This is a genomic window from Pantoea phyllosphaerae, assembly GCF_051025595.1.
GTDB lineage: Bacteria > Pseudomonadota > Gammaproteobacteria > Enterobacterales > Enterobacteriaceae > Pantoea.
The window spans coordinates 209,802-230,154 of sequence record NZ_JBPFDE010000001.1 but is presented as its reverse complement, the minus strand read 5'-3'; the positions used below and the strand labels follow the sequence as shown (position 1 = coordinate 230,154).

12 protein-coding genes are annotated in these 20,353 nt (G+C 62.0%); 7 read left to right on the top strand and 5 right to left on the bottom strand.

Annotated elements, in window-relative coordinates:
• Positions 1-187: 187 nt before the first annotated feature.
• Positions 188-1,762 carry a TerC family protein gene (locus ACR6A7_RS00985; protein ID WP_434122884.1) on the top strand — a complete coding sequence of 525 codons (1,575 nt, stop codon included), beginning with the start codon at positions 188-190 and terminating at the stop codon, positions 1,760-1,762.
• A gap of 1 nt (position 1,763) precedes the next feature.
• Here ACR6A7_RS00985 and asmA read toward each other — a convergent pair whose 3' ends face one another.
• From asmA to udk, 3 genes are all read right to left on the bottom strand, one after another.
• Positions 1,764-3,584, bottom strand: coding sequence for an outer membrane assembly protein AsmA (gene asmA / locus ACR6A7_RS00980; RefSeq protein WP_434122883.1), 1,821 nt, complete (start codon positions 3,582-3,584; stop codon positions 1,764-1,766).
• 20 nt (positions 3,585-3,604) lie between these two features.
• Complete coding sequence (gene dcd / locus ACR6A7_RS00975; RefSeq protein ID WP_033750209.1) at positions 3,605-4,186, bottom strand: dCTP deaminase; 582 nt, start codon at positions 4,184-4,186, stop codon at positions 3,605-3,607.
• An 83-nt stretch (positions 4,187-4,269) separates the two neighbouring features.
• Complete coding sequence (gene udk / locus ACR6A7_RS00970) at positions 4,270-4,911, bottom strand: uridine kinase (RefSeq protein ID WP_434122882.1); 642 nt, start codon at positions 4,909-4,911, stop codon at positions 4,270-4,272.
• A 297-nt stretch (positions 4,912-5,208) separates the two neighbouring features.
• On the opposite strand from udk, the gene ACR6A7_RS00965 reads away from it, so the two are divergent.
• The 3 genes from ACR6A7_RS00965 to yegD all read left to right on the top strand — a co-directional run bounded on the left by ACR6A7_RS00965 (position 5,209) and on the right by yegD (position 9,967).
• Entirely contained in the window at positions 5,209-5,823 is a 615-nt protein-coding gene (locus ACR6A7_RS00965; RefSeq protein WP_434122881.1) for a phosphatase PAP2 family protein, read from the top strand.
• A 166-nt stretch (positions 5,824-5,989) separates the two neighbouring features.
• Positions 5,990-8,551 (top strand): diguanylate cyclase, encoded by a 2,562-nt coding sequence (locus ACR6A7_RS00960; protein WP_434122880.1) that lies wholly within the window; start codon positions 5,990-5,992, stop codon positions 8,549-8,551.
• A 63-nt stretch (positions 8,552-8,614) separates the two neighbouring features.
• A complete protein-coding gene (gene yegD / locus ACR6A7_RS00955; RefSeq protein ID WP_434122879.1) occupies positions 8,615-9,967 on the top strand; it encodes a molecular chaperone in 1,353 nt (450 codons plus the stop codon).
• 205 nt (positions 9,968-10,172) lie between these two features.
• On the opposite strand, the gene ACR6A7_RS00950 is transcribed toward yegD, so the two are convergent.
• Together ACR6A7_RS00950 and ACR6A7_RS00945 are read right to left on the bottom strand one after the other, a co-directional pair.
• The gene (locus tag ACR6A7_RS00950) at positions 10,173-11,513 is read right to left on the bottom strand and encodes a carbohydrate porin (RefSeq protein WP_434122877.1); all 1,341 of its coding nucleotides are present in this window, start codon (positions 11,511-11,513) and stop codon (positions 10,173-10,175) included.
• 212 nt (positions 11,514-11,725) lie between these two features.
• Positions 11,726-12,685 (bottom strand): aldo/keto reductase, encoded by a 960-nt coding sequence (locus ACR6A7_RS00945; protein WP_434122876.1) that lies wholly within the window; start codon positions 12,683-12,685, stop codon positions 11,726-11,728.
• 238 nt (positions 12,686-12,923) lie between these two features.
• Between ACR6A7_RS00945 and ACR6A7_RS00940 the strand changes: the two genes are divergently transcribed.
• Genes ACR6A7_RS00940 through mdtC form a run of 3 tightly spaced genes read left to right on the top strand, consistent with a single transcriptional unit; the run spans position 12,924 to position 20,340 of the window.
• The gene (locus ACR6A7_RS00940) at positions 12,924-14,147 is read left to right on the top strand and encodes an MdtA/MuxA family multidrug efflux RND transporter periplasmic adaptor subunit (protein ID WP_434122874.1); all 1,224 of its coding nucleotides are present in this window, start codon (positions 12,924-12,926) and stop codon (positions 14,145-14,147) included.
• Positions 14,147-17,269: an MdtB/MuxB family multidrug efflux RND transporter permease subunit gene (locus tag ACR6A7_RS00935; protein WP_434122873.1), complete on the top strand. Its 3,123-nt coding sequence runs from the start codon at positions 14,147-14,149 to the stop codon at positions 17,267-17,269. Before ACR6A7_RS00940 ends, ACR6A7_RS00935 begins: the two co-directional genes overlap by 1 nt.
• Positions 17,266-20,340, top strand: coding sequence for a multidrug efflux RND transporter permease subunit MdtC (mdtC, locus tag ACR6A7_RS00930; RefSeq protein ID WP_434122872.1), 3,075 nt, complete (start codon positions 17,266-17,268; stop codon positions 20,338-20,340). Before ACR6A7_RS00935 ends, mdtC begins: the two co-directional genes overlap by 4 nt.
• The last annotated feature ends 13 nt before the right edge of the window (positions 20,341-20,353 follow it).

Here is a 20,353-nt window from a genome sequence, read left to right as displayed (position 1 = left end):
ATATTTCATCGGCCCGCCATCTTATGCTTTACCGAATGCTGGCTCAGTGCTGAAAGAAATCAGACGCTATCTTTTCATTATTCTCTGTGGACGCGCTAAACCACGGGCGCGACAGCCTGTTGTACCCTGCCCGCGGCTCCACTATCCTCAGACTTTACTGACTTCGATATATTCAGGCGGCTAAGGCATGTTGGAGGTGTTTGCGGATCCCTCGCTATGGGCGGGGTTAATTACGCTAATCGTTCTTGAACTGGTGCTGGGGATCGATAATTTGGTCTTCATCGCTATTCTGGTGGAAAAGCTGCCCGGCAAAGATCGCGACCGGGCGCGCGTTATCGGTTTACTGCTGGCATTGCTCTGTCGTTTGCTGCTGCTGGCGTCGCTTTCCTGGCTGGTTACCCTGACGCAGCCGCTGTTTACGCTACGCGGCCACCCCTTTAGCGCACGCGATCTGCTGCTGTTGCTCGGGGGGCTCTTCCTGCTCTTCAAGGCAACCACCGAGCTAAACACCCGGCTGGAAGGTCAGGATCATGACGATAATCAACAAAAACGCGGCGCTAAATTCTGGCCAGTCGTGGCGCAAATCGTGGTGCTGGACGCCATTTTCTCGCTGGATGCGGTGATCACCGCCGTCGGCATGGTGAATCAGCTGCCGGTGATGATGACCGCCGTGACCATCGCGATTCTGCTGATGCTGCTCGCCAGCAAGCCGCTGACGCGCTTCGTTAACCGCCATCCGACTATCGTTATTCTCTGCCTGAGCTTTCTGCTGATGATCGGCTTTAGCCTGGTGGCGGAAGGACTCGGCTTCGTTATCCCCAAAGGCTATCTTTATGCGGCAATCGGCTTCTCAATCGTGATCGAGGCGTTTAACCAGCTGGCGCAGCGCAACCGCCGCCGCGCGCTGTCGGCGGGTCGCCCGCTGCGTCAGCGCACGGCGGAAACCGTACTCAGGCTGCTGCGCGGCGAAGCGGACCACGCCGAGCTGGACCCGCAGAGCGCGATGCTGATCGCCGACAGCGATCGCCAGGCGCTGTTTAACCGCCAGGAGCGGGTTATGATCGCCCGGGTGCTCAACTTCGCCCAGCGCCACGTCAACAGCATCATGACCTCGCGTCACGATATCGAACACATCAATCTGGATGATGACCCGGCGGAGATTATGGCGCGGCTCGACCGCAATCAGCATACGCGCCTGCTGATCACCGACCAGAGCAACGAGCTGCTGGGCGTGGTGCACGCCATCGACCTGCTGCATCAGTCGCTGCACCATCAGTCACTGGATTTGCGCGCGCTGGTGCGTCAGCCGCTGGTGTTTCCCGAGCGGCTGACGCTGCTGCAGGCGCTGGAGCAGTTCCGCCAGGCGCGGACCCATTTTGCCTTTGTGGTCGATGAATTTGGCTCGGTGGAGGGCGTGGTCACGCTGAGCGATTTGATGGAAACCATCGCCGGCAACCTGCCCCTTGAGGGCGAGGAGATCGACGCCCGCTACGACGTGCAGACGCAGGGCGAAGGTCGCTGGATCGTTAACGGCAATATTCCGCTGGAGGATTTAGCGCTTTACGTCAGGCTACCTCTGGATGAACGGCGCAGCTACCATACGCTGGCAGGTCTGCTGATGGACAGCCTGCAGCATATTCCCGAAGAGGGTGAGACGCTGCAGGTCGGCAGCTATCAGCTGCGCACCCTGCAGGTGGAGAACCATCGCGTGCAGAAAGTAGAGATCCTGCAACAGACGCAGGATCTCGATTACGAAGTGTGACTCACGGCCGCAGCAGCTTGCGCAGGCTGTCGTCGTCCTCTTTTTTCGGCTGGCGGTCCAGCCACTGATTCAGGCGCGATTTCGCCTCGCTTTGCAGCTGCTGGCGCAGCACCTGGTCAACCGGCAGCGAATACTGCACATTATTCCAGCTGCCGTACATGCGCAGCGGAATCGCCTGCTGCGACAGCAGCGCGACCACCCTGTCGTCGCCTTTCCAGCCGGTGAGCGTCAGGCCGAAGGTCACATCCAGCTGCTGCGTCGGCATATTCACCTCGCCGCCGCCCTGCAGCTTGAGCCGATCGCCCTCGCCTTGCAGATTCGCCAGACGCAACACGCCGTTGTTCAACGCCAGCGTACCGCTAAGCTGGCGCATCCCCTGATCGGCGCTCTCCTCGCCGCTGACCCGGTCGCTGACGCGCGCCACCGCGCGACGCACCATCTGCTGCAGGTTAAGCTGCGCCAGCTTAACGTCGCTGGCATTCAGCTGCGCGTCGCCGCGCCAGTGATGTTTCGCCGCCTCCAGCGAAAGCCCCTCGCCGCTCAGGTCGCCCTTAAGCGAAACGGTGCCCTGAACGATCTGTGGCATGTCGAGGGCGGCGAGCAGCGGCTGAATCGCGACGTGGTTCAGCACCGGCTGCAGCGCGACGCGGGTTTCCGGCTGGCGAATATCGACGGTGCCCGGCACGGAGAAATCGCCGTCGCCCAGCTTGCCGCTCAGCGCGCGCAGGGCAATAAGCCCCTGCTGGCTGGTCACGTCCAGCCCAAAATTTTGCAGCGTCAGACCGTGCCACACCGCGCTGTCCGCTTTTAAATTCACGGCCAGATTCATATCGTTAAGCGGCGAATTGAGATTATTTTGCACGCGCGGCTCGGCAATGACCGGCGCACGGGCGACCGTGGCGTGCTGCGTTCCGCTGCTCGCCTGCGGCGCATTCCCCATCAGGTTATCGAGGTTCAGCTGCGTGGCGTGCAGCTGAAGCGCAAGCTGCTGTGGGGAGGTCAGCGAACCGGTCGCTTCACCCGTCAGCGCGCTGTCGTTAGCGCTCAGCTGCATCTGCGTTAGCGCAAACTGCTGCGTCTCTGCGCGCCAGCTACCCTGCGCGCTCAGCGTGCCTTTAATACCCTGCGGCGGCATACTGGCGCCGCTCAGCGCATAGTTAAGCTCGTCGATTTTGCCGCTCAGGCGGTGCGGATACTGCGACGCGTCAAGCTGGCCTTTTAGCGACAGCACCGCGCTGCGCTGGTTGCGCGTCAGGCTGGTGCTGAGCTCGACATTCGCCAGATGGCGCGCGTCCTGATTGAGAGTGAGGTTGAGGTTGCGGAAGTTGTACTCGTCGCCGCCCGGCTGGCGCCAGATCAGCAGACTATCGGCGACGCGCAGCTGGCTGATATCGAACGACCAGCCGCTGGCGGGCGCGTCGGCTTCGCTGCGGCCGGGCGCAACCGGGGCGTTTTGCGGCTGCTGCGGCGCGCTTTCCGGCGTGGCGCGCACCACGGCGTTGCTCAGCATCACCTGGCTGACGCTGAGCTGGTGCGACAGCAGCGGCCAGAGATTGACATCGAGACGCATATTTTCCGCCGTGACCAGCGGCTGCGACGCGCCGGGCGCGGTCAGGCTCATACGTCCGGCCAGAATGCTGAGCTTAGGCCAGACGTGCCAGCGTAAATCGCCGCTCACCGCCAGCCGATAACCACTACGCTGCTCGACCTGTTTCACCATGTAGGATCGAAAATCGTTTGGATTGACCAGCAGCACCAGCGCGGTCATGCCTGCAACGATGACCACCAGTAAAATGGCCAGCGTGGTTATCACTCTTTTCATCACATCCCCATGTTCGCGGTTTAATCTTTGTCGATACGACTGGCGACAGCACCCTGCTGTCCGCGATATTTAGCGTCTTCGCGACGGTTATAAGGCCGTGCCGCCGGACCAGAAAGCGGTTCGAAGCTCAGCGCGCCGATCAGCATGCCCGGGCGCAGCGCCAGCGGCAGCTTACCGGAATTATAGAACTCCAGCACGATGCGGCCCTGCCAGCCGGGATCGATACGGTGCGCGGTAACGTGCACCATCAGCCCGAGGCGCGCCAGCGAAGAGCGGCCGTCCAGCCAGCCGACCAGATCGTCTGGAATGGTGACCGACTCAAAGGTCACCGCCAGCGCCAGTTCGCCAGGATGCAGAAAAAAGGCTTCGCCCTCCGGCAGCACAATCTCATCGCTCATCACGCGATCCAGCGCCGCGCTGACCTCATCTTTCGGACCGCTTAAATCAATAAAAGCCGCCGTGTGGCCACGGAATGTCCGGAACTGGTTGCCCAGGCGCACATCTACGGTCGCGCCGTTAATGCGCTCGACCGGCGGACGCGGATCGATAGCCAGCCGGCCGTCATCCAGCCAGGCTTCAATATCGCGGTCACATAATCTCATTCACCTGTCTCCATGATATAAGTGTAGCGAACCACCTGAAACGCGCGTGGCAGGCGGCTCGCTGCGCGTCAGACCCGACGCGTCTATTCGAAAAACTGATTGATTCTGGACTTAAGAATATCAATGGCGATACGGTTTTTCCCGCCGCGCGGCACGATAATGTCGGCGTACTGCTTAGAAGGTTCAATAAACTGCAGGAACATCGGACGCACGGTTTTCTGATACTGGCTCATCACTGAATCCATCGAGCGGCCGCGCTCGTTCACGTCACGCTTCATGCGGCGCATCAGGCAGATGTCGAGCGGCGTATCGACGAAAATCGAGAAGTTCATCTCCTGGCGCAGGCGCGCGTCGGTCAGCAGCAGGATCCCCTCCAGAATAATCACCTTCTTCGGCTTCAGATGAATGCTGTCGCGGGTACGCGTATGCTCGACGTAGCTGTAGACCGGCAGATCGATAGCCTGACCCGCTTTTAGCGCCTGCAAATGCTGCAGCAGCAGATCGTGATCCATCGCGCTGGGATGGTCGTAGTTGGTTTTTACCCTCTCTTCCATGGTGAGGTGGCTCTGGTCCCTGTAATAAGCATCTTCCGGGATGACCCCGATATGCTCGTCACCGACCTGATCGCGGATTTCACGATAGAGCGTGCTGGCGATTAAACTTTTTCCGGATGCGGAGGCACCGGCAATGCCCACAATCACGCACTGATGAGACTTGTCAGTCATACTTTTTTTAAGACCTGATACTGGAGCCTGCGCTGTACGCGGATTAGGCGTTTTGACGCAGGACGGAATGGAGAGGGTTTAGTAGGCGCTAAGTATAGGGATTTCACGCTTTTGACGCCAGAGAAAAGCCGCGCGCGCCATTTCAGAATTTCCCCTTTTCAAACCGAAACCATTACCCGATAAACTACCTGACAGATCTGTTTTTACTTATGCGGCTGGCGTATCAGGCGACGGAAACGCGTTCCGCCCCGACGATGGCGCGGGAATATCACTGCCAGCCCACAATAAAGGAAGCTTATGCACTGGAGAACACTGACCTATTTCGGCGACAGCATGCTGCTGATCCCGACTGCGGTAATCATCGCCCTCATCCTGCCGTGGAAGAGCGATAACCGCCGCACGGTCTGGTACTGGCTGCTCGCCTTTGGCCTTGCCGGCCTGCTGGTGAGCCTGTCAAAAATTCTGTTTCTCGGCTTCGGCATCGGTAGCGCCCGCTTCAACTTTACCGGCTTCAGCGGGCACAGCGCGATGTCGGCGACGCTCTGGCCGGTGATGCTGTGGCTGGTCTCTGGCCGCTGGCCGACCCCGCTGCGGCTGATCGCCATCGGCGTCGGCTATTTCATTCCGCTGATGGTGGGCTTCTCGCGGCTGGTCATCCATGCGCACTCCGCCAGCGAAGTGGCAACCGGGCTGCTGCTGGGCTTTACGCTCAGCTCCGCGTTTCTGCTCAGCCAGCGCCGCACCGCGCTAAAGGGCTTTAGCTGGCCGCAGGTCGGCGCGGCCTTTTTAGTGCCGCTGCTGCTGCTGGGACACGGACGCATCGCCACCACGCAGCAGTTTCTTGAACGTTTCTCCGCCGATCTGGCTGGTCTGGAAAAACCCTTCACCCGCGCCGATCTCTTCCGGCAGTAGCCGCGCTGTGCTCTGTTGCGCCGCAGCAGGGCCAGTCAATTCGTTGAATAACGCGCTAATTTGATTTAACAGACCCTTAGAAGCATCAATGTGCTAGCATGCCCCCAAGAGTATGACTGGCGCATTTTTCGTCATCCAGACGCGGTGCGCGCTGCCGGGTTAGTGAATGAGTGTTGAACTGTTGTCCTCGCCGGACAAACCGCAAAGTCCCCTGTTGAACGCCCTGATTCTGGCGGCGCTCGCTTTTTTGCTGACGCTTTTCTGCCTGGAGCTGATCGTCTTTAGCGGCCGCATTTCGTCTCTCTGGTTCGCAACCGCGCTGATGACCATCGTGGTCTTTCGCTCACCCCCCCGACATGCGCCTCTGCTGATAGCGGGCTGTGCGGCAGGCACCGCGCTGGCAAATGGGCTGATACTCGGGTTGGATCTGGCCAATTTAAAATTTACCCTTGTTAATGTGCTGCAGGCGCTGGTGGGCGGCACGCTGCTACGCGCGCTGCTGAAGCCTCAGGCGCCGCTGAACTCGCTGCGCGACTGGCTGCGTTTTGTGATGCTGGTCGGCGCGATCGCGCCGCTCATGGGCGGCGTGCTGGCGCTGTGGATAATGAATATCAGCGGCAGCGGCATCTTCTCGTTTTTCTCGACCTGGGTGGTTTCTGAAATCATCGGTATGCTCGCGCTCGGTCCGGTACTGCTGCTGATGCCCTGGCCGCTGCGCCCCTTAACGATTCGCCTGCGCCGCCTGGCGGAGTTTCTCATTACCCTGTTGCTGACGGCTGGCGCGAGCTGGTTCGCGCTACGCTTTATGCCCTGGCCGTTCACTTTTATCGTGGTGATTCTTTTCTGGTGCGCCGTGCGGCTGCCGAAGCGCGATGCGTTTCTGGTGTTTCTGCTGAACGCCTGCGCGATATCGCTGACCCTGGCGCTCGGCCTGGCCACGCTCAGAACGCGCGGCGACCTGCCGGGGCAGGTTGCCAGCTGGCTCCCCTTTCTGCTGGTGCTGATCCCGAGCCATATCATGGCGCTGGTGATGGACGCCTTCCGGCGCGAAAAGCACCATATCAGCGAAAGCGAAACCCGGTTTCGCCACGCGATGGAATATTCCGCCATCGGCATGGCGCTGGTATCACCCAAGGGGGAGTGGCTTCAGGTTAATCACTCGCTCTGCCTGACGCTGGGCTTTCCCGCCGCCGAGCTGAAAAAGCTCACCTTCCAGCAGATCACTCATCCTGACGATCTGCAAAACGATCTGCAGCATGCCGACCGGCTGCTGCGCGGCGAGGTTGACGCTTATACCATCGAAAAACGCTACTTCCGCAAAAGCGGCGAAATCGTCTGGGTGCGCCTGACGGTGTCACTGGTGCGCGACGGCGCGCAACAGCCGCTCTATTTTATTGCGCAGATTATCGACATCTCGGAGCTGAAGCAGAGCGAGCAGGTGAACCGCCATCTGATGGAGCGCATTACGCTGGCTAACGAGGCGGGGGAAATCGGCGTCTATGAATGGAATCTGACGCGCAACGAGATGATGTGGGACCGCTATATGTACCGACTGTTTGACCTTCCCGCGCACCAGCCGCCCAGCCGCGAGCTGTGGCGCAGTCAGGTGCATCCGGCGGATCGCGAGCGGCTCGACCGCGCGCTGCAGCCGTCGGAAAAGGTCGACGTTTTCGATATTGAGTATCGCATCCTGCGCGTCGACGGCGTGCGCACCCTGCGCACCCAGGCGCGCCGCTTTTTCAACCAGGACGGCCGCATCGAACGCATGCTGGGGATCTGTCAGGATGTGACCCACCTGCGCAACCTGACCGACGCGCTGTTTGAGGAAAAAGAGCGCATGGCGATTACGCTCGACTCTATCGGCGAGGCGGTGATCAGCACCGACAGCGACATGCGCGTGACCTTTATGAACCCGGTGGCGGAGAAAATGAGCGGCTGGCGGCAGGAAGAGGCGGCGGGTATCCCGCTAAGCGAGCTGCTGCATATCACCCAAGGCCTCCACGGCGAGCCGGTGGAAAACCAGCGGCTTCGCCATCTGCCGATGGAGAAAGTCACGCCCGCGCTGGATGACGAGCTGGTGCTGCACGCGGCCGACGGCGGCGTTGTGGCGATCCACTACAGCATTACCCCGCTGCGTACGCTGCAGGGCGAAGAGATCGGCGCGGTCATGGTCATTCAGGACGTCAGCGAATCGCGCCGGATAATGCAGCGGCTCAGCTATAGCGCGCTGCATGACACCCTGACCCGGCTACCGAATCGCGCCAGCTTCGATCGTCATCTGCAGCGTCTGCTGGGCGAGGCGGTGACGCGCGGGCATCAGCACGTGCTGGCGTTTATCGACCTCGATAAGTTCAAAGCGGTCAATGACAGCGCCGGGCACGCGGCGGGCGACGCGCTGCTGCGCGAACTCGCCGAACTGATGCAGCGCCATCTGCGCGGCGCCGATTTTCTGGCGCGCATCGGCGGCGACGAATTCGCCCTGCTGATGCCGGAGTGCGCGCTCTCGCAGGGGCGTGAGGTGGTGCAGCGCATTGTCTCAGCGGTCAACCACTACGCCTTTAGCTGGCAGGGCAGCACGCATTACGTGGGTGCCAGCGCTGGACTGACGCAGATTGCCGCCGACAACGGCGTCGGCGCGGAGGTGCTGTCACAGGCGGACATCGCCTGCTATAACGCCAAAAAAGCGGGCCGTGGGCAGCTTATGGTATACATGCCGCCAGCGCGCTGAGCCGCTTGCCAGCCCTGCTCAGCTGCGCTAAAGTCGCCCCCTTTTTTCCGGGAGGGGCATCAGATGTTCATTGGTTTCGATTACGGTACAGCGAACTGTTCCATTGCCGTGTGCGACGAGGGCACGCCGCGTCTGCTGACGCTGGAGAAGGGCCAGCGCCTGCTGCCGTCGATGATTGCCGCACCGACGCGTGAAGCAGTAAGCGAATGGCTCTATCGCCACCATCAGGTTCCGACACCGGATGCAGAAACCACCGCGCTGCTGCAGCGCGCGCTGCGCTATAACCGCGAAGAGGACATCGAGGTGTCGGCCAACAGCGTGCAGTTCGGCCTGAGCGCGCTGCAGCACTATATGGCGGACCCGGAAGAGACATGGTTCGTAAAATCCCCAAAATCTTTTCTCGGCGCCAGCGGTCTGAAACCGCAGCAGATCGCGCTGTTTGAAGATCTGGTCTGCGCCATGATGCGCCATATCCGCGAGCAGGGCGAAGCGCAGCTCGACACCGCGATCGACCAGGCGGTTATCGGCCGTCCCATCAACTTCCAGGGACTCGGCGGCGATGATGCCAACGCCCAGGCGCAGGGTATTCTGCTGCGCGCCGCGCAGCGCGCCGGTTTCCGCGACGTGGAGTTTCAGTTCGAGCCGGTCGCGGCGGGACTCGATTTCGAGGCGACGCTGGAGAGAGAGACGCGCGTGCTGGTGGTGGATATCGGCGGCGGCACCACCGACTGCTCGATGCTGCTGATGGGGCCGGAGTGGCGCAAGCTGTCGGACCGCCGCGCGAGCCTGCTCGGCCACAGCGGCTGCCGCGTCGGCGGCAACGATCTCGATATTATGCTGGCGTTTAAGACCCTGATGCCGCTGCTCGGCCTGGGCGGCAGGACGCAGAAAGGCACCGCCCTGCCCGCGCTGCCGTGGTGGAACGCGGTGGCAATTAACGACGTGCCGGCGCAGAGCGAATTTTACTCCGCCGCCTGCGGCAAGCTGCTGCGCGATCTGGTGCGCGACGCGGAACAGGGCGCGCTGGTGGCGCATCTGCTGAAGGTGTGGCAGCAGAAGCTCGGCTATCGTCTGGTGCGCGCGGCGGAGGAGAGCAAGATCGCCCTTTCCGACCGCGCCGCTTTCGACGCCAGCCTGGAGTTCATCGCGCCACAGATGCACGCCGCCATTAGCGACACCCTGCTGCAGGAGGCGATCGCCCAGCCGCTGGAGCGGATTCTGGAGCAGGTGCATCTGGCGCTCGCCAGTTGCGACGCGAAACCTGAAGTGATTTATCTGACGGGCGGCAGCGCGCGTTCGCCGGTGCTGCGCGCCGCGCTACAGCAGGCGCTGCCGGAAACGCCGATCGCCAGCGGCGATGATTTCGGCTCGGTGACGGCCGGTCTGGCGCGCTGGGCAGAGGTGATGTTTCGCTAACGAATCTGTCTGGGTAACGCTTTCAGGCAGCTGAGAAGTTTAATACGCGGGAGGCAGGGTCCGAAGAGCAAAGCGTCCCGCGACAGGGATGTCGCGGGACGAGCGCGCAGGGAAGCCTTGAGCGACTTTGCGATCGGATCCTGCCTCCCGCGTAAGCGCCTTAATAGCAGCATTAAGCGGCCCATGGCAGCCGCTCGCTGCGCTATCAGAAGTTGATATTGGCGCTGATGCCGCCGACAAAGGCGTCTTTTACTTCGCTCACCGCACCCGGCGCGACAATATACTGCAGGTTCGGACGCACCTGCAGCCATTTCGCCAGCTTCACGTTGTAGTAAAGCTCGTAGTTATATTCCGAACCATCCTGAATTGGCAGATAGGTCGGGCTGTCGAAGTCCGTTTCGCCGTTGGCGGCGTTTTGCTGACGCTGCGCGCGAGTGTAATCGCTGTTGACATGAATGCGCGCCGCGGCAATGCCGATCTCATCTTCAGGACGGGCGTCGAACGGGCCCGCCCAGGTAAAGGCGATCGACTGATAGTTGTCGGTCTTCGAGGTTTTGTGATCGTTCATCACCGCCTGAACCGACACGCCGATGCCGCGGCTGGCGTCGCCGCCCTGCGCGGTCAGCTGCTGCTGCAACAGCACATAGCCGCCGTAAGCGTGATCTTTATCCTGATAGGCGCCGTCGCGCCAGCTGCCGTACACGTCGCCGTTGGCGGACGAATAGTAGTAGCCGATGCGGTAGTTACCCGGCAGCTTGTCCGGGCCCAGCGTCGGCTTCCAGCCCAGTTCCACCGGCACCAGGTTACCCTCGGAGTTGCTGGTGTCGAGGCGGAAACCGTCGCCGCGATCGTAGTTGGCGCGGTTCTGGTTATAGAAACCAACCTGGAAGAAGACGTCCGGCGTGATGTTGAGCTTGACGCGGCCGCCCCACTGCGACACCGGCCAGTTAAACCAGCGGTCGCCGCGCCAGTTGCCCGCCTGTCCGCTGCCGAACGCCAGGTTCTGGAACTTGCTGTTGAAGTTGTCGAAATCTTCGCCGACGGTGACGCGGCCCGCCTTCAGGTTGACGACGTCATCAAACAGCCCCTTGCTGAGCCAGAACTGCGTCAGACGCCAGGTCTGGCCGCGGCCATACACTTCCTGCACCGAAGAGAGCATGCCGGCACGACGATCGCCGACCTGCTCGGAAATATTGCGGCCGTCACGGTTGGTGATGGTGGCCTGGAACTGCGTATCCTGCCAGCCGAGCAGCTTTTCCAGATCGAGGTTGGCGCCGAATGCCCACTGATCGCTGTAGCGCATAGAGGTGTTGGTATCAGCGCCGCCGCCGAGGTTGGATGCGCTTTCCATGGTGTAGTTGACGTCAAATTTAACGCCGTCATTTTCCAGCTGCGTTCGCGAGCCGCCCCAGTCGCCAAACATATAAGGCGAGTCATAGCTAAAGGCATCTGCGGCCACAGCAGAGGCGCTCAGCATGGCAAACATCAGGGAGCCGGCCGCCACGCGGCGCAGCGGGAAGTGTTGCACTGCTTTTTTTCTGTTCATAATCGTTCTTCTTATCTGACTAAGGGTTATTTCCACGCAGAGAATAATGCTGCAGAAAGTTCAACTTTTGTAAAAATGTGCGCACGAATAAGCAAAGAGACAGTTTTTTCAGACAACTGTGAAGGGGATCGCTGAATGGAATCGCGGCCGGGATTAACGCATTATCTGGCACGCAAATTACAGACGAGGCGCTAGCGCCCCGCCTGGCGGGATTAGCGGCTGGCCTGCGCCAGTTTTTCACTCTCTTCCGGCGAGAGACGCAGCTGTGTTGCGCCGATCAGATCTTCGAGCTGGGCGAGCGAGGTGGCGCTGACGATTGGCGCAGTAATGCTCGGCCGCGCAATCTGCCACGCCAGCGCGACCTGGGCTGGCGTCACGCCGTGCGCCTCACTGATCTCGTCCAGCGCCGCCAGAATAGCCAGCCCGCGTGGGTTAAGGTACTTCTCAACCACGCCCTGCCCGCGCGCGCTTTTGCCAGCATCCGCCGCGCTGCGGTATTTGCCGCTCAGAAAGCCGCTGGCCAGCGAATAGTAGTTAATCACGCCCAGCCCGTGCTGCATCGCCACCGCTTCCAGCGCTGACTCGTAGCCTTCGCGATCGTAAAGATTGTACTCAGGCTGCAGGGTGGCGTAGCGCGCCAGGCCCTGCTCCTCGCTGATTTTCAGCGCCTCCTGCAGGCGCGGCGCACTGTAGTTCGAGGCGCCGATGGCGCGCACTTTGCCCTCTTTGATCAGCGAATCGAACGCCGCCAGGGTTTCCGCCAGCGGCGTATCCGTATCGTCGCGGTGCGCCTGGTAGAGATCGATATAGTCGGTTTGCAGACGGCGCAGCGAATCCTCCACCGCCTGACGGATATAGTGCGGCTTCAGGCCGGTTTTCTCCGGCGAGAGCGCCATGCCGACCTTGGTCGCCAGCACGATGCGGTCGCGCTTGCCGCTTTTTTTCAGCCAGTTGCCAATAATGGTTTCTGACTCGCCGCCTTTATTGCCTGGCGCCCAGCGCGAATAGACGTCGGCGGTGTCGATAAACCACAGCCCCTTTTCCACCAGCGCATCCAGCAATGAAAACGACGCCGCCTCGTCCAGGGTCCAGCCGAAGACGTTGCCGCCAAAGGTTAACAGCGGCACCTGAATGCCGGTATCGCCGAGCTGGCGGGTTTCAACCTGACTCATCCTCTTCTCCTTGTGTAAGAAATGCCCAGTCAAAGAGCATAGCAAAAGCAAAAAGCGCGCTTTATGCGTAATTCCTCGATAAGTTTGCTCTGAGAGGGATACTTACGTCGGGCTGACAGATATCCTTAATTCCTTCAACTTCTGCCCGCGTTGCGGGTCTACACTCTGCTATTTGCAGGCTGCCGCGTTTCAGCCTGCGTTTTGGGGATTTCGCTACTGCTGGAGAGCAACCGTTAAGATGAACCGACCTTCCTTGTTAAAAAAGAGCCTGCTGACGCTGTTAGTGCTGGCTGCCGCTGCAGGCGGCTATTACTGGTGGCACCATCCGGCACAGCCTGACGCCGATCCGCAGGCATCGACCCGGCCGCATCGCGGCAAGGGCGGCGCGGGCGCCCCGCCGGCGCCGGTGCAGGCCGCCACCGCCGTTAGCCAGAGCGTGCCGCACTTTCTGAGCGGGCTCGGCACCGTGACCGCCGCCAGCACCGTGACGGTGCGCAGCCGCGTCGACGGCGAGCTGATGGCGATCCACTTTCAGGAAGGAGAGCAGGTCAAAGCGGGCCAGCTGCTGGCGGAGATCGATCCCCGCCCCTATCAGGTCGTATTGACGCAGGCGCAGGGCCAGCTGGCAAAAGATCGCGCGACGCTGGCGAACGCCCGCCGCGATCTGGCGCGCTATGAAAAGCTGGCGAAAACCTCGCTGGTGTCGCAGCAGGAGCTCGATACGCAGCGTTCGCTGGTGAGCGAAACTCAGGGCACCATTAAGGCGGATGAAGGCAGCGTCGCCAGCGCCCAGCTCAACTTAACCTACAGCCGTATTACGTCGCCGATAGCGGGCCGCGTCGGCCTGAAACAGGTGGACGTCGGCAACTACATTACCAGCGGCGACACCAACGGGCTGGTGGTCATCACCCAGACGCATCCCATCGACGTGCTGTTTAGCCTGGCGGAAAATTACCTGCCCGACATCATGCAGGCGCAAAAGAGCGGCCAGCCGCTGGTGGTCGAGGCCTGGGATCGCAGCAACCAGACGCTGCTGACCCAGGGCACGCTGCTCAGCATCGACAACCAGATCGATGCCACCACCGGCACCATCAAGATGAAGGCGCGCTTCGACAATCAGGATGACACGCTCTTCCCAAATCAGTTTGTTAACGCGCGGCTGAAGGTCAACACCCTGCAGGATGCGATTGTTATTCCGACCGCCGCGCTGCAGATGGGCAATGAAGGCCACTTTGTCTGGGTGGTGAACAGCGACAACAAAGTGAGCAAGAAAAGCGTGACCGCCGGGCTGCAGGACAGCCATCAGGTAGTGATTAACGCGGGCCTGAGCGCAGGCGAACGCGTGGTCACCGACGGGCTGGATCGCCTGACGGAAGGGGCGCAGGTCGAAGTTGTCGCGCCGCAGAGCACCGCGCTGAAAAGCAGCCGCGCGGCGCAACCGGCCAGGGGAGCGAGCGAGTAATGCAGGTTACGCCTCCTGACGCCAGCGGCGGGCCGTCGCGTCAGTTTATTTTACGTCCGGTCGCCACCACGCTGCTGATGATCGCTATTCTGCTGGCGGGCGTGCTCGGCTACCGTTTTCTGCCGGTCTCGGCGCTGCCGGAGGTCGATTATCCCACCATTCAGGTGGTGACGCTCTATCCCGGCGCCAGCCCGGACGTCACCACCTCCGCGATTACCGCGCCGCTTGAGCGCCAGTTCGGCCAGATGTCAGGGCTGAAACAGATGGCGTCGCAAAGCTCCGGCGGCGCGTCGGTGATCACCCTGCAGTTCCAGCTGACGCTGCCGCTCGACGTCGCCGAGCAGGAAGTGCAGGCCGCCATTAATGCCGCCACCAGCCTGCTGCCCAACGATCTGCCTAACCCGCCGGTCTACAGCAAGGTCAATCCCGCCGATCCGCCGATCATGACGCTGGCGGTCACCACCAGCAGCATGCCGCTGACCCAGGTGCAGGATATGGTGGAGACGCGCGTCGCGCAGAAAATCTCCCAGGTCTCCGGCGTCGGGCTGGTGACGCTCTCCGGCGGTCAGCGACCGGCGGTGCGCGTGCAGATGAACGCCCAGGCGCTGGCGGCGCTCGGGCTGACCAGTGAAGAGGTGCGCACCGCCATCAGCAGCGCCAACGTCAACTCGGCGAAAGGGAGCCTCGACGGCCCGGAGCGCTCAATTACCCTCTCCGCCAATGACCAGATGAAATCGGCGGAGGATTACCGTCAGCTGATCCTCAGCTATAAAAACGGCGCGCCGGTCAGGCTCGGCGATGTCGCCACCATTGAACAGGGAGCGGAAAATCGCTGGCTTGGCGCCTGGGCAAACCGCGAAGCCGCTATCGTGCTCAACGTGCAGCGCCAGCCGGGCGCCAACATTATCGCCACCGCCGATAATATTCGCGCGCTGCTGCCTTCGCTCACCGCCTCGCTGCCGAAGTCGGTGAAGGTGCAGCTGCTGACCGACCGCACCACCAATATTCGCGCCTCGGTCACCGATACCCAGCACGAGCTGATGCTGGCAATCGGCCTGGTGGTGATGATTATCTATCTGTTCCTGCGCAACGTGCCGGCGACGATTATTCCCGCCGTCGCGGTGCCGCTGTCGCTGGTCGGCACCTTCGCCGCGATGTACTTCCTCGGCTTCTCTATCAATAACCTGACGCTGATGGCGCTGACTATCGCCACCGGCTTCGTGGTCGATGACGCCATCGTAGTCATTGAAAACATCACCCGCTATCTGGAAAAGGGCGAAAAGCCGCTCACCGCCGCGCTCAAAGGAGCGGGAGAAATCGGCTTTACCATTATCTCCCTTACCTTTTCGCTGATCGCGGTGCTGATCCCGCTGCTGTTTATGGGCGACGTGATCGGCCGCCTGTTCCGTGAGTTTGCCGTCACGCTGGCGGTGGCGATTCTGATTTCCGCGGTGGTCTCGCTGACGCTGACGCCAATGATGTGCGCGCGCATGCTGAGCGCCGAGTCGCTGCGCAAGCAGAACCGCTTTTCGCGCGCCTGTGAAGCCTTTTTCGACCGGTTAATCGCCGGGTACGGCGGCTGGCTGCGCAAGGTGCTGGCGCATCCCTGGCTGACGCTGTCGGTAGCGCTCGGCACGCTGCTGCTCACCGTGCTGCTGTGGATAGTGATCCCGAAAGGCTTTTTCCCACAGCAGGATAACTCGATTATTCAGGGCACACTGCAGGCGTCGCAGAGCGCCTCCTACGCCAGCATGGCGGAGCGCACGCGCGACGTCGCCTCGCTGATCGTGAAAGATCCGGCGGTGCAGAGCATGACCGCTTTCGTCGGCGTCGACGGCACCAACGCCGCGCTCAACAGCGCGCGCCTGCAGATCAACCTGAAGCCGCTGAGTGAGCGCGACGACCGTATCCCGCAGGTGCAGCAGCGGCTGCAGCAGCAGATAAGCCAGCTTCCCGGCGTTACGCTGTGGCTGCAGCCGGTACAGGATCTGACGATTGAAACCCAGGCGAGCCGCACGCCCTATCAGTTCACGCTGCAGTCCGGCTCGCTGGCGTCGCTCGGCACCTGGGTGCCGAAACTGCTGGAGGCGCTGCGCCAGTCGCCTGAGCTGCGCGACATCAGCAGCGACTGGCAGGATCAGGGGCTGGAGGCGTACGTCAATGTCGACCGCGACAGCGCCAGCCGCCTCGGCATCAGTATGGCGGACGTTGATAACGCGCTCTATAACGCCTTCGGCCAGCGCCTAATCTCCACCATTTATACCCAGGCGAACCAGTATCGCGTGGTGCTGGAGCAGGACAATCGCGCCACGCCGGGCCTGGCGGGCCTGGAAGGCATTCGGCTCAACAGCACCGACGGCGGCAGCGTGCCGCTCAGCGCCATCGCGAAAGTTGAGCAGCGCCACAGCGCGCTAAGCATCAACCATCTCGATCAGTTCCCGTCAGCAACCTTCTCTTTTAACGTTGCCGACGGCTATTCGCTGGGCGATGCGGTGAAAGCGGTCAGCGCGGCGGAAGAGCGTCTCGGCATGCCTGCCGAACTGATGACCCAGTTCCAGGGCAGCACCCTGGCGTTCGAGGCGGCGCTGACCAGCACCGTCTGGCTGATCGTCGCGGCCATCGTGGCGATGTATATCGTGCTGGGCGTGCTCTATGAGAGCTTTATCCACCCCATCACGATTTTGTCGACGCTGCCGACCGCGGGCGTCGGCGCGCTGCTGGCGCTGATGCTGAGCGGCGGCGAGCTGGATATTGTCGCCATCATCGGCATTATTCTGCTGATCGGCATCGTGAAGAAAAACGCCATTATGATGATCGACTTTGCGCTGGCCGCCGAACGCGAGCAGGGCATGACCTCCTATGACGCCATCTATCAGGCGTGCCTGCTGCGTTTTCGCCCAATCCTGATGACCACGCTGGCGGCGCTGCTGGGCGCGCTGCCGCTGATGCTCAGCACCGGCGTCGGCGCCGAGCTGCGCCACCCGCTCGGCATCGCCATGGTGGGCGGCCTGATCCTGAGCCAGGTGCTGACGCTGTTTACCACGCCGGTGATCTACCTGCTGTTCGATCGCCTCGGCCAGGCCGCGCGCCGCCGCTTTAGCGGCCGGGAGGCGGAGCAGTGAGATTCTTTGCGCTGTTTATCCACCGCCCGGTGGCCACCACGCTGCTGACCCTCGCCATTGCGCTGGCGGGCGTGCTCGGCTTTCGCCTGCTGCCGGTCGCTCCACTGCCGCAGGTCGACTTTCCGGTGATAGTGATTTCCGCCTCGCTGCCGGGCGCGTCGCCGGAAATCATGGCGTCGTCGGTGGCGACGCCGCTGGAGCGTTCGCTGGGCCGCATCGCCGGCGTGAGCGAAATGACCTCCACCAGCTCGCTCGGCAGCACGCGCATTATTCTGGTGCTCGATTTCGATCGCGACATCAACGGCGCGGCGCGCGACGTGCAGGCGGCCATTAACGCGGCGCAAAGCCTGCTGCCGACGGGAATGCCGAGCCGCCCCACTTACCGCAAGGTCAACCCCTCAGATGCGCCGATTATGATCATGACGCTGACCTCGGATATCTATAATCCGGGCCAGCTCTATGACTACGCCTCGACCCAGCTGGCGCAGAAGCTGTCGCAGATCGAAGGGGTCGGCGACGTCACGGTCGGCGGCAGCTCGCTGCCTGCGGTGCGCGTCGCGCTGAATCCGCAGGCGCTGTTTAACCAGGGGGTTTCGCTGGATGCGGTGCGCGAGGCGATCGCCAACGCCAACCAGCGTCGTCCGCAGGGTGCGGTGGAGGATCGCCAGCAGCGCTGGCAGCTGCGCACCAACGACGAGCTGAAAACCGCCAGCGACTACGCGCCGCTGGTGGTGCACTACAGCAAGGGCGCGGCGGTGAAGCTGGCGGACGTCGCCAGCGTACAGGACTCGGTGCAGGACGTGCGCAACGCCGGGATGGCGGACGGCAAGCCCGCGGTGCTGCTGCTGGTGCGCAAAACGCCAGAGGCGAACGTGATCGACACCGTCGACCGCATTCGCGCCGAGCTGCCAACGCTGCACCAGACCATTCCCGCCGCCATCGACCTGCAGATTGCGCAGGACCGCTCGCCCACCATTCGCGCCTCGCTGCATGAGGTCGAGCAGTCGCTGACCATCGCCGTGCTGCTGGTGATTATGGTGGTGTTCGTTTTCCTGCGCTCCGGCCGCGCCACGCTGATCCCGGCCGCCGCGGTGCCGGTCTCGCTGATCGGCACCTTCGCCGCGATGTACCTGTGCGGCTTCAGCCTGAATAACCTGTCGCTGATGGCGCTGACCATCGCCACCGGTTTCGTGGTGGATGACGCCATTGTGGTGCTGGAGAATATCGCGCGCCACGTCGAGGCGGGCATGAAACCCCTGCAGGCAGCGCTGACCGGCGTGCGCGAAGTAGGCTTTACCGTGCTGTCGATGAGCCTGTCGCTGATCGCCGTCTTTCTGCCGCTGCTGATGACAGGCGGGCTGATTGGCCGCTTCTTCTCTGAATTCGCCATTACGCTCTCGGTGGCGATCGCCATCTCAATGGTGATCTCCCTCACCCTGACGCCGATGATGTGCGCCTGGCTGCTGAAGCCGCATGCGCCACGCGCCCAGCCGCGTCGGCGCGGCGCAGGCCGGATGCTGCTGGCGATCCAGCAGGGCTACGGCCGCTCGCTGGGCTGGGTGCTGAATCATGCGCGCTGGGTGCTGCTGCTGCTGTTCGGCACCGTCGCTCTGACCGTCTGGCTCTTTATTCAGGTGCCGAAAACCTTTATGCCGGAGCAGGACACCGGCCGCCTGTCGGGCTTTATCTCCGCCGACCAGAGCATCTCCTTCCAGGCGATGCGCCAGAAGCTGCAGGATTTTATGGTGATCGTGAAGGCGGATCCGGCGGTCGAAAGCGTGGTGGGCTTTACCGGCGGCATGCGCACCAACAGCGGCTCGATGTTTATCTCGCTGAAGCCGCTCTCAGAGCGCAGCGAGAACGCCCAGGCGGTCATCGCCCGGCTGCGCGCGAAGCTGGCGAAAGAGCCCGGCGCCAGCCTCTATCTCAACGCGGTGCAGGACCTGCGCGCCGGCGGCCGCGAATCGAACGCCAGCTATCAGTATTCGCTGCTCTCCGACGATCTCGCCGCGCTGCGCGAGTGGGAGCCGAAAATCCGTCAGGCCTTCTCCGCGCTGCCGCAGCTGGCGGACGTCAATTCCGATCAGCAGGACAAAGGCAGCGAAATGGCGCTGATCTACGATCGCGAAAGCATGTCGCGCCTCGGCATTGACGTCTCTGAGGCAAACGCCCTGCTGAATAACGCCTTCGGCCAGCGGCAGATCTCCACCATCTATCAGCCGCTGAATCAGTATAAGGTGGTGATGGAGGTCGATCCGCGCTACACCCAGGACATCAGCGCGCTGGATCAGATGTTTGTGATTAACAGCGATGGCAAACCGATTCCCCTGTCGTGGTTCGCCCGCTGGCAGCCCGCCAACGCGCCGCTGTCGGTCAACCATGAAGGGCTCTCCGCCGCCTCGACCATCTCCTTTAACCTGCCGGAGGGTGTTTCGCTGTCCCAAGCTTCTGCGGCGATCGATCGCACCATGACGGCTATCGGCGTGCCCTCCAGCGTGCGCGGCAGCTTCGCCGGCACCGCGCAGGTGTTTGAGCAGTCGCAGAGCAGCCAGCTCTGGCTGATGCTCGCCGCCATCGCCGCCGTCTATATCGTGCTGGGCATCTTGTATGAGAGCTATGTCCATCCGCTGACCATTCTCTCGACGCTGCCCTCCGCGGGCGTCGGCGCGCTGCTGGCGCTGACGCTGTTCGATACGCCTTTTAGCCTGATCGCTCTTATCGGCATCCTGCTGCTGATCGGCATCGTGAAAAAGAACGCCATTATGATGGTGGATTTTGCGCTGGAGGCGCAGCGCAGCGGCAACCTGAGCGCGCGCGACGCCATTTTCCAGGCCTGCCTGCTGCGTTTTCGCCCGATTCTGATGACCACGCTCGCCGCGCTGTTCGGCGCGCTGCCGCTGGTGATCACCAGCGGCGACGGCGCGGAGCTGCGCCAGCCGCTCGGCATCACCATTGCTGGCGGGCTGATTATGAGCCAGCTGCTGACGCTCTATACCACGCCGGTGGTCTATCTCTATATGGACAAGCTGCGGCACAAGCGCGGTAAAATTGGCCGCCCGGTGGAGAGTTAAGGAGAGAGCAGAA

Excerpts from the sequence above, each read along its gene's own strand:
- ACR6A7_RS00985 (WP_434122884.1), top strand. The coding sequence starts at position 188 with ATGTTGGAGGTGTTTGCGGATCCCTCGCTATGGGCGGGGTTAATTACG.
- asmA (WP_434122883.1), bottom strand. The coding sequence starts at position 3,584 with ATGAAAAGAGTGATAACCACGCTGGCCATTTTACTGGTGGTCATCGTT.
- dcd (WP_033750209.1), bottom strand. The coding sequence starts at position 4,186 with ATGAGATTATGTGACCGCGATATTGAAGCCTGGCTGGATGACGGCCGG.
- udk (WP_434122882.1), bottom strand. The coding sequence starts at position 4,911 with ATGACTGACAAGTCTCATCAGTGCGTGATTGTGGGCATTGCCGGTGCC.
- ACR6A7_RS00965 (WP_434122881.1), top strand. The coding sequence starts at position 5,209 with ATGCACTGGAGAACACTGACCTATTTCGGCGACAGCATGCTGCTGATC.
- ACR6A7_RS00960 (WP_434122880.1), top strand. The coding sequence starts at position 5,990 with ATGAGTGTTGAACTGTTGTCCTCGCCGGACAAACCGCAAAGTCCCCTG.
- yegD (WP_434122879.1), top strand. The coding sequence starts at position 8,615 with ATGTTCATTGGTTTCGATTACGGTACAGCGAACTGTTCCATTGCCGTG.
- ACR6A7_RS00950 (WP_434122877.1), bottom strand. The coding sequence starts at position 11,513 with ATGAACAGAAAAAAAGCAGTGCAACACTTCCCGCTGCGCCGCGTGGCG.
- ACR6A7_RS00945 (WP_434122876.1), bottom strand. The coding sequence starts at position 12,685 with ATGAGTCAGGTTGAAACCCGCCAGCTCGGCGATACCGGCATTCAGGTG.
- ACR6A7_RS00940 (WP_434122874.1), top strand. The coding sequence starts at position 12,924 with ATGAACCGACCTTCCTTGTTAAAAAAGAGCCTGCTGACGCTGTTAGTG.
- ACR6A7_RS00935 (WP_434122873.1), top strand. The coding sequence starts at position 14,147 with ATGCAGGTTACGCCTCCTGACGCCAGCGGCGGGCCGTCGCGTCAGTTT.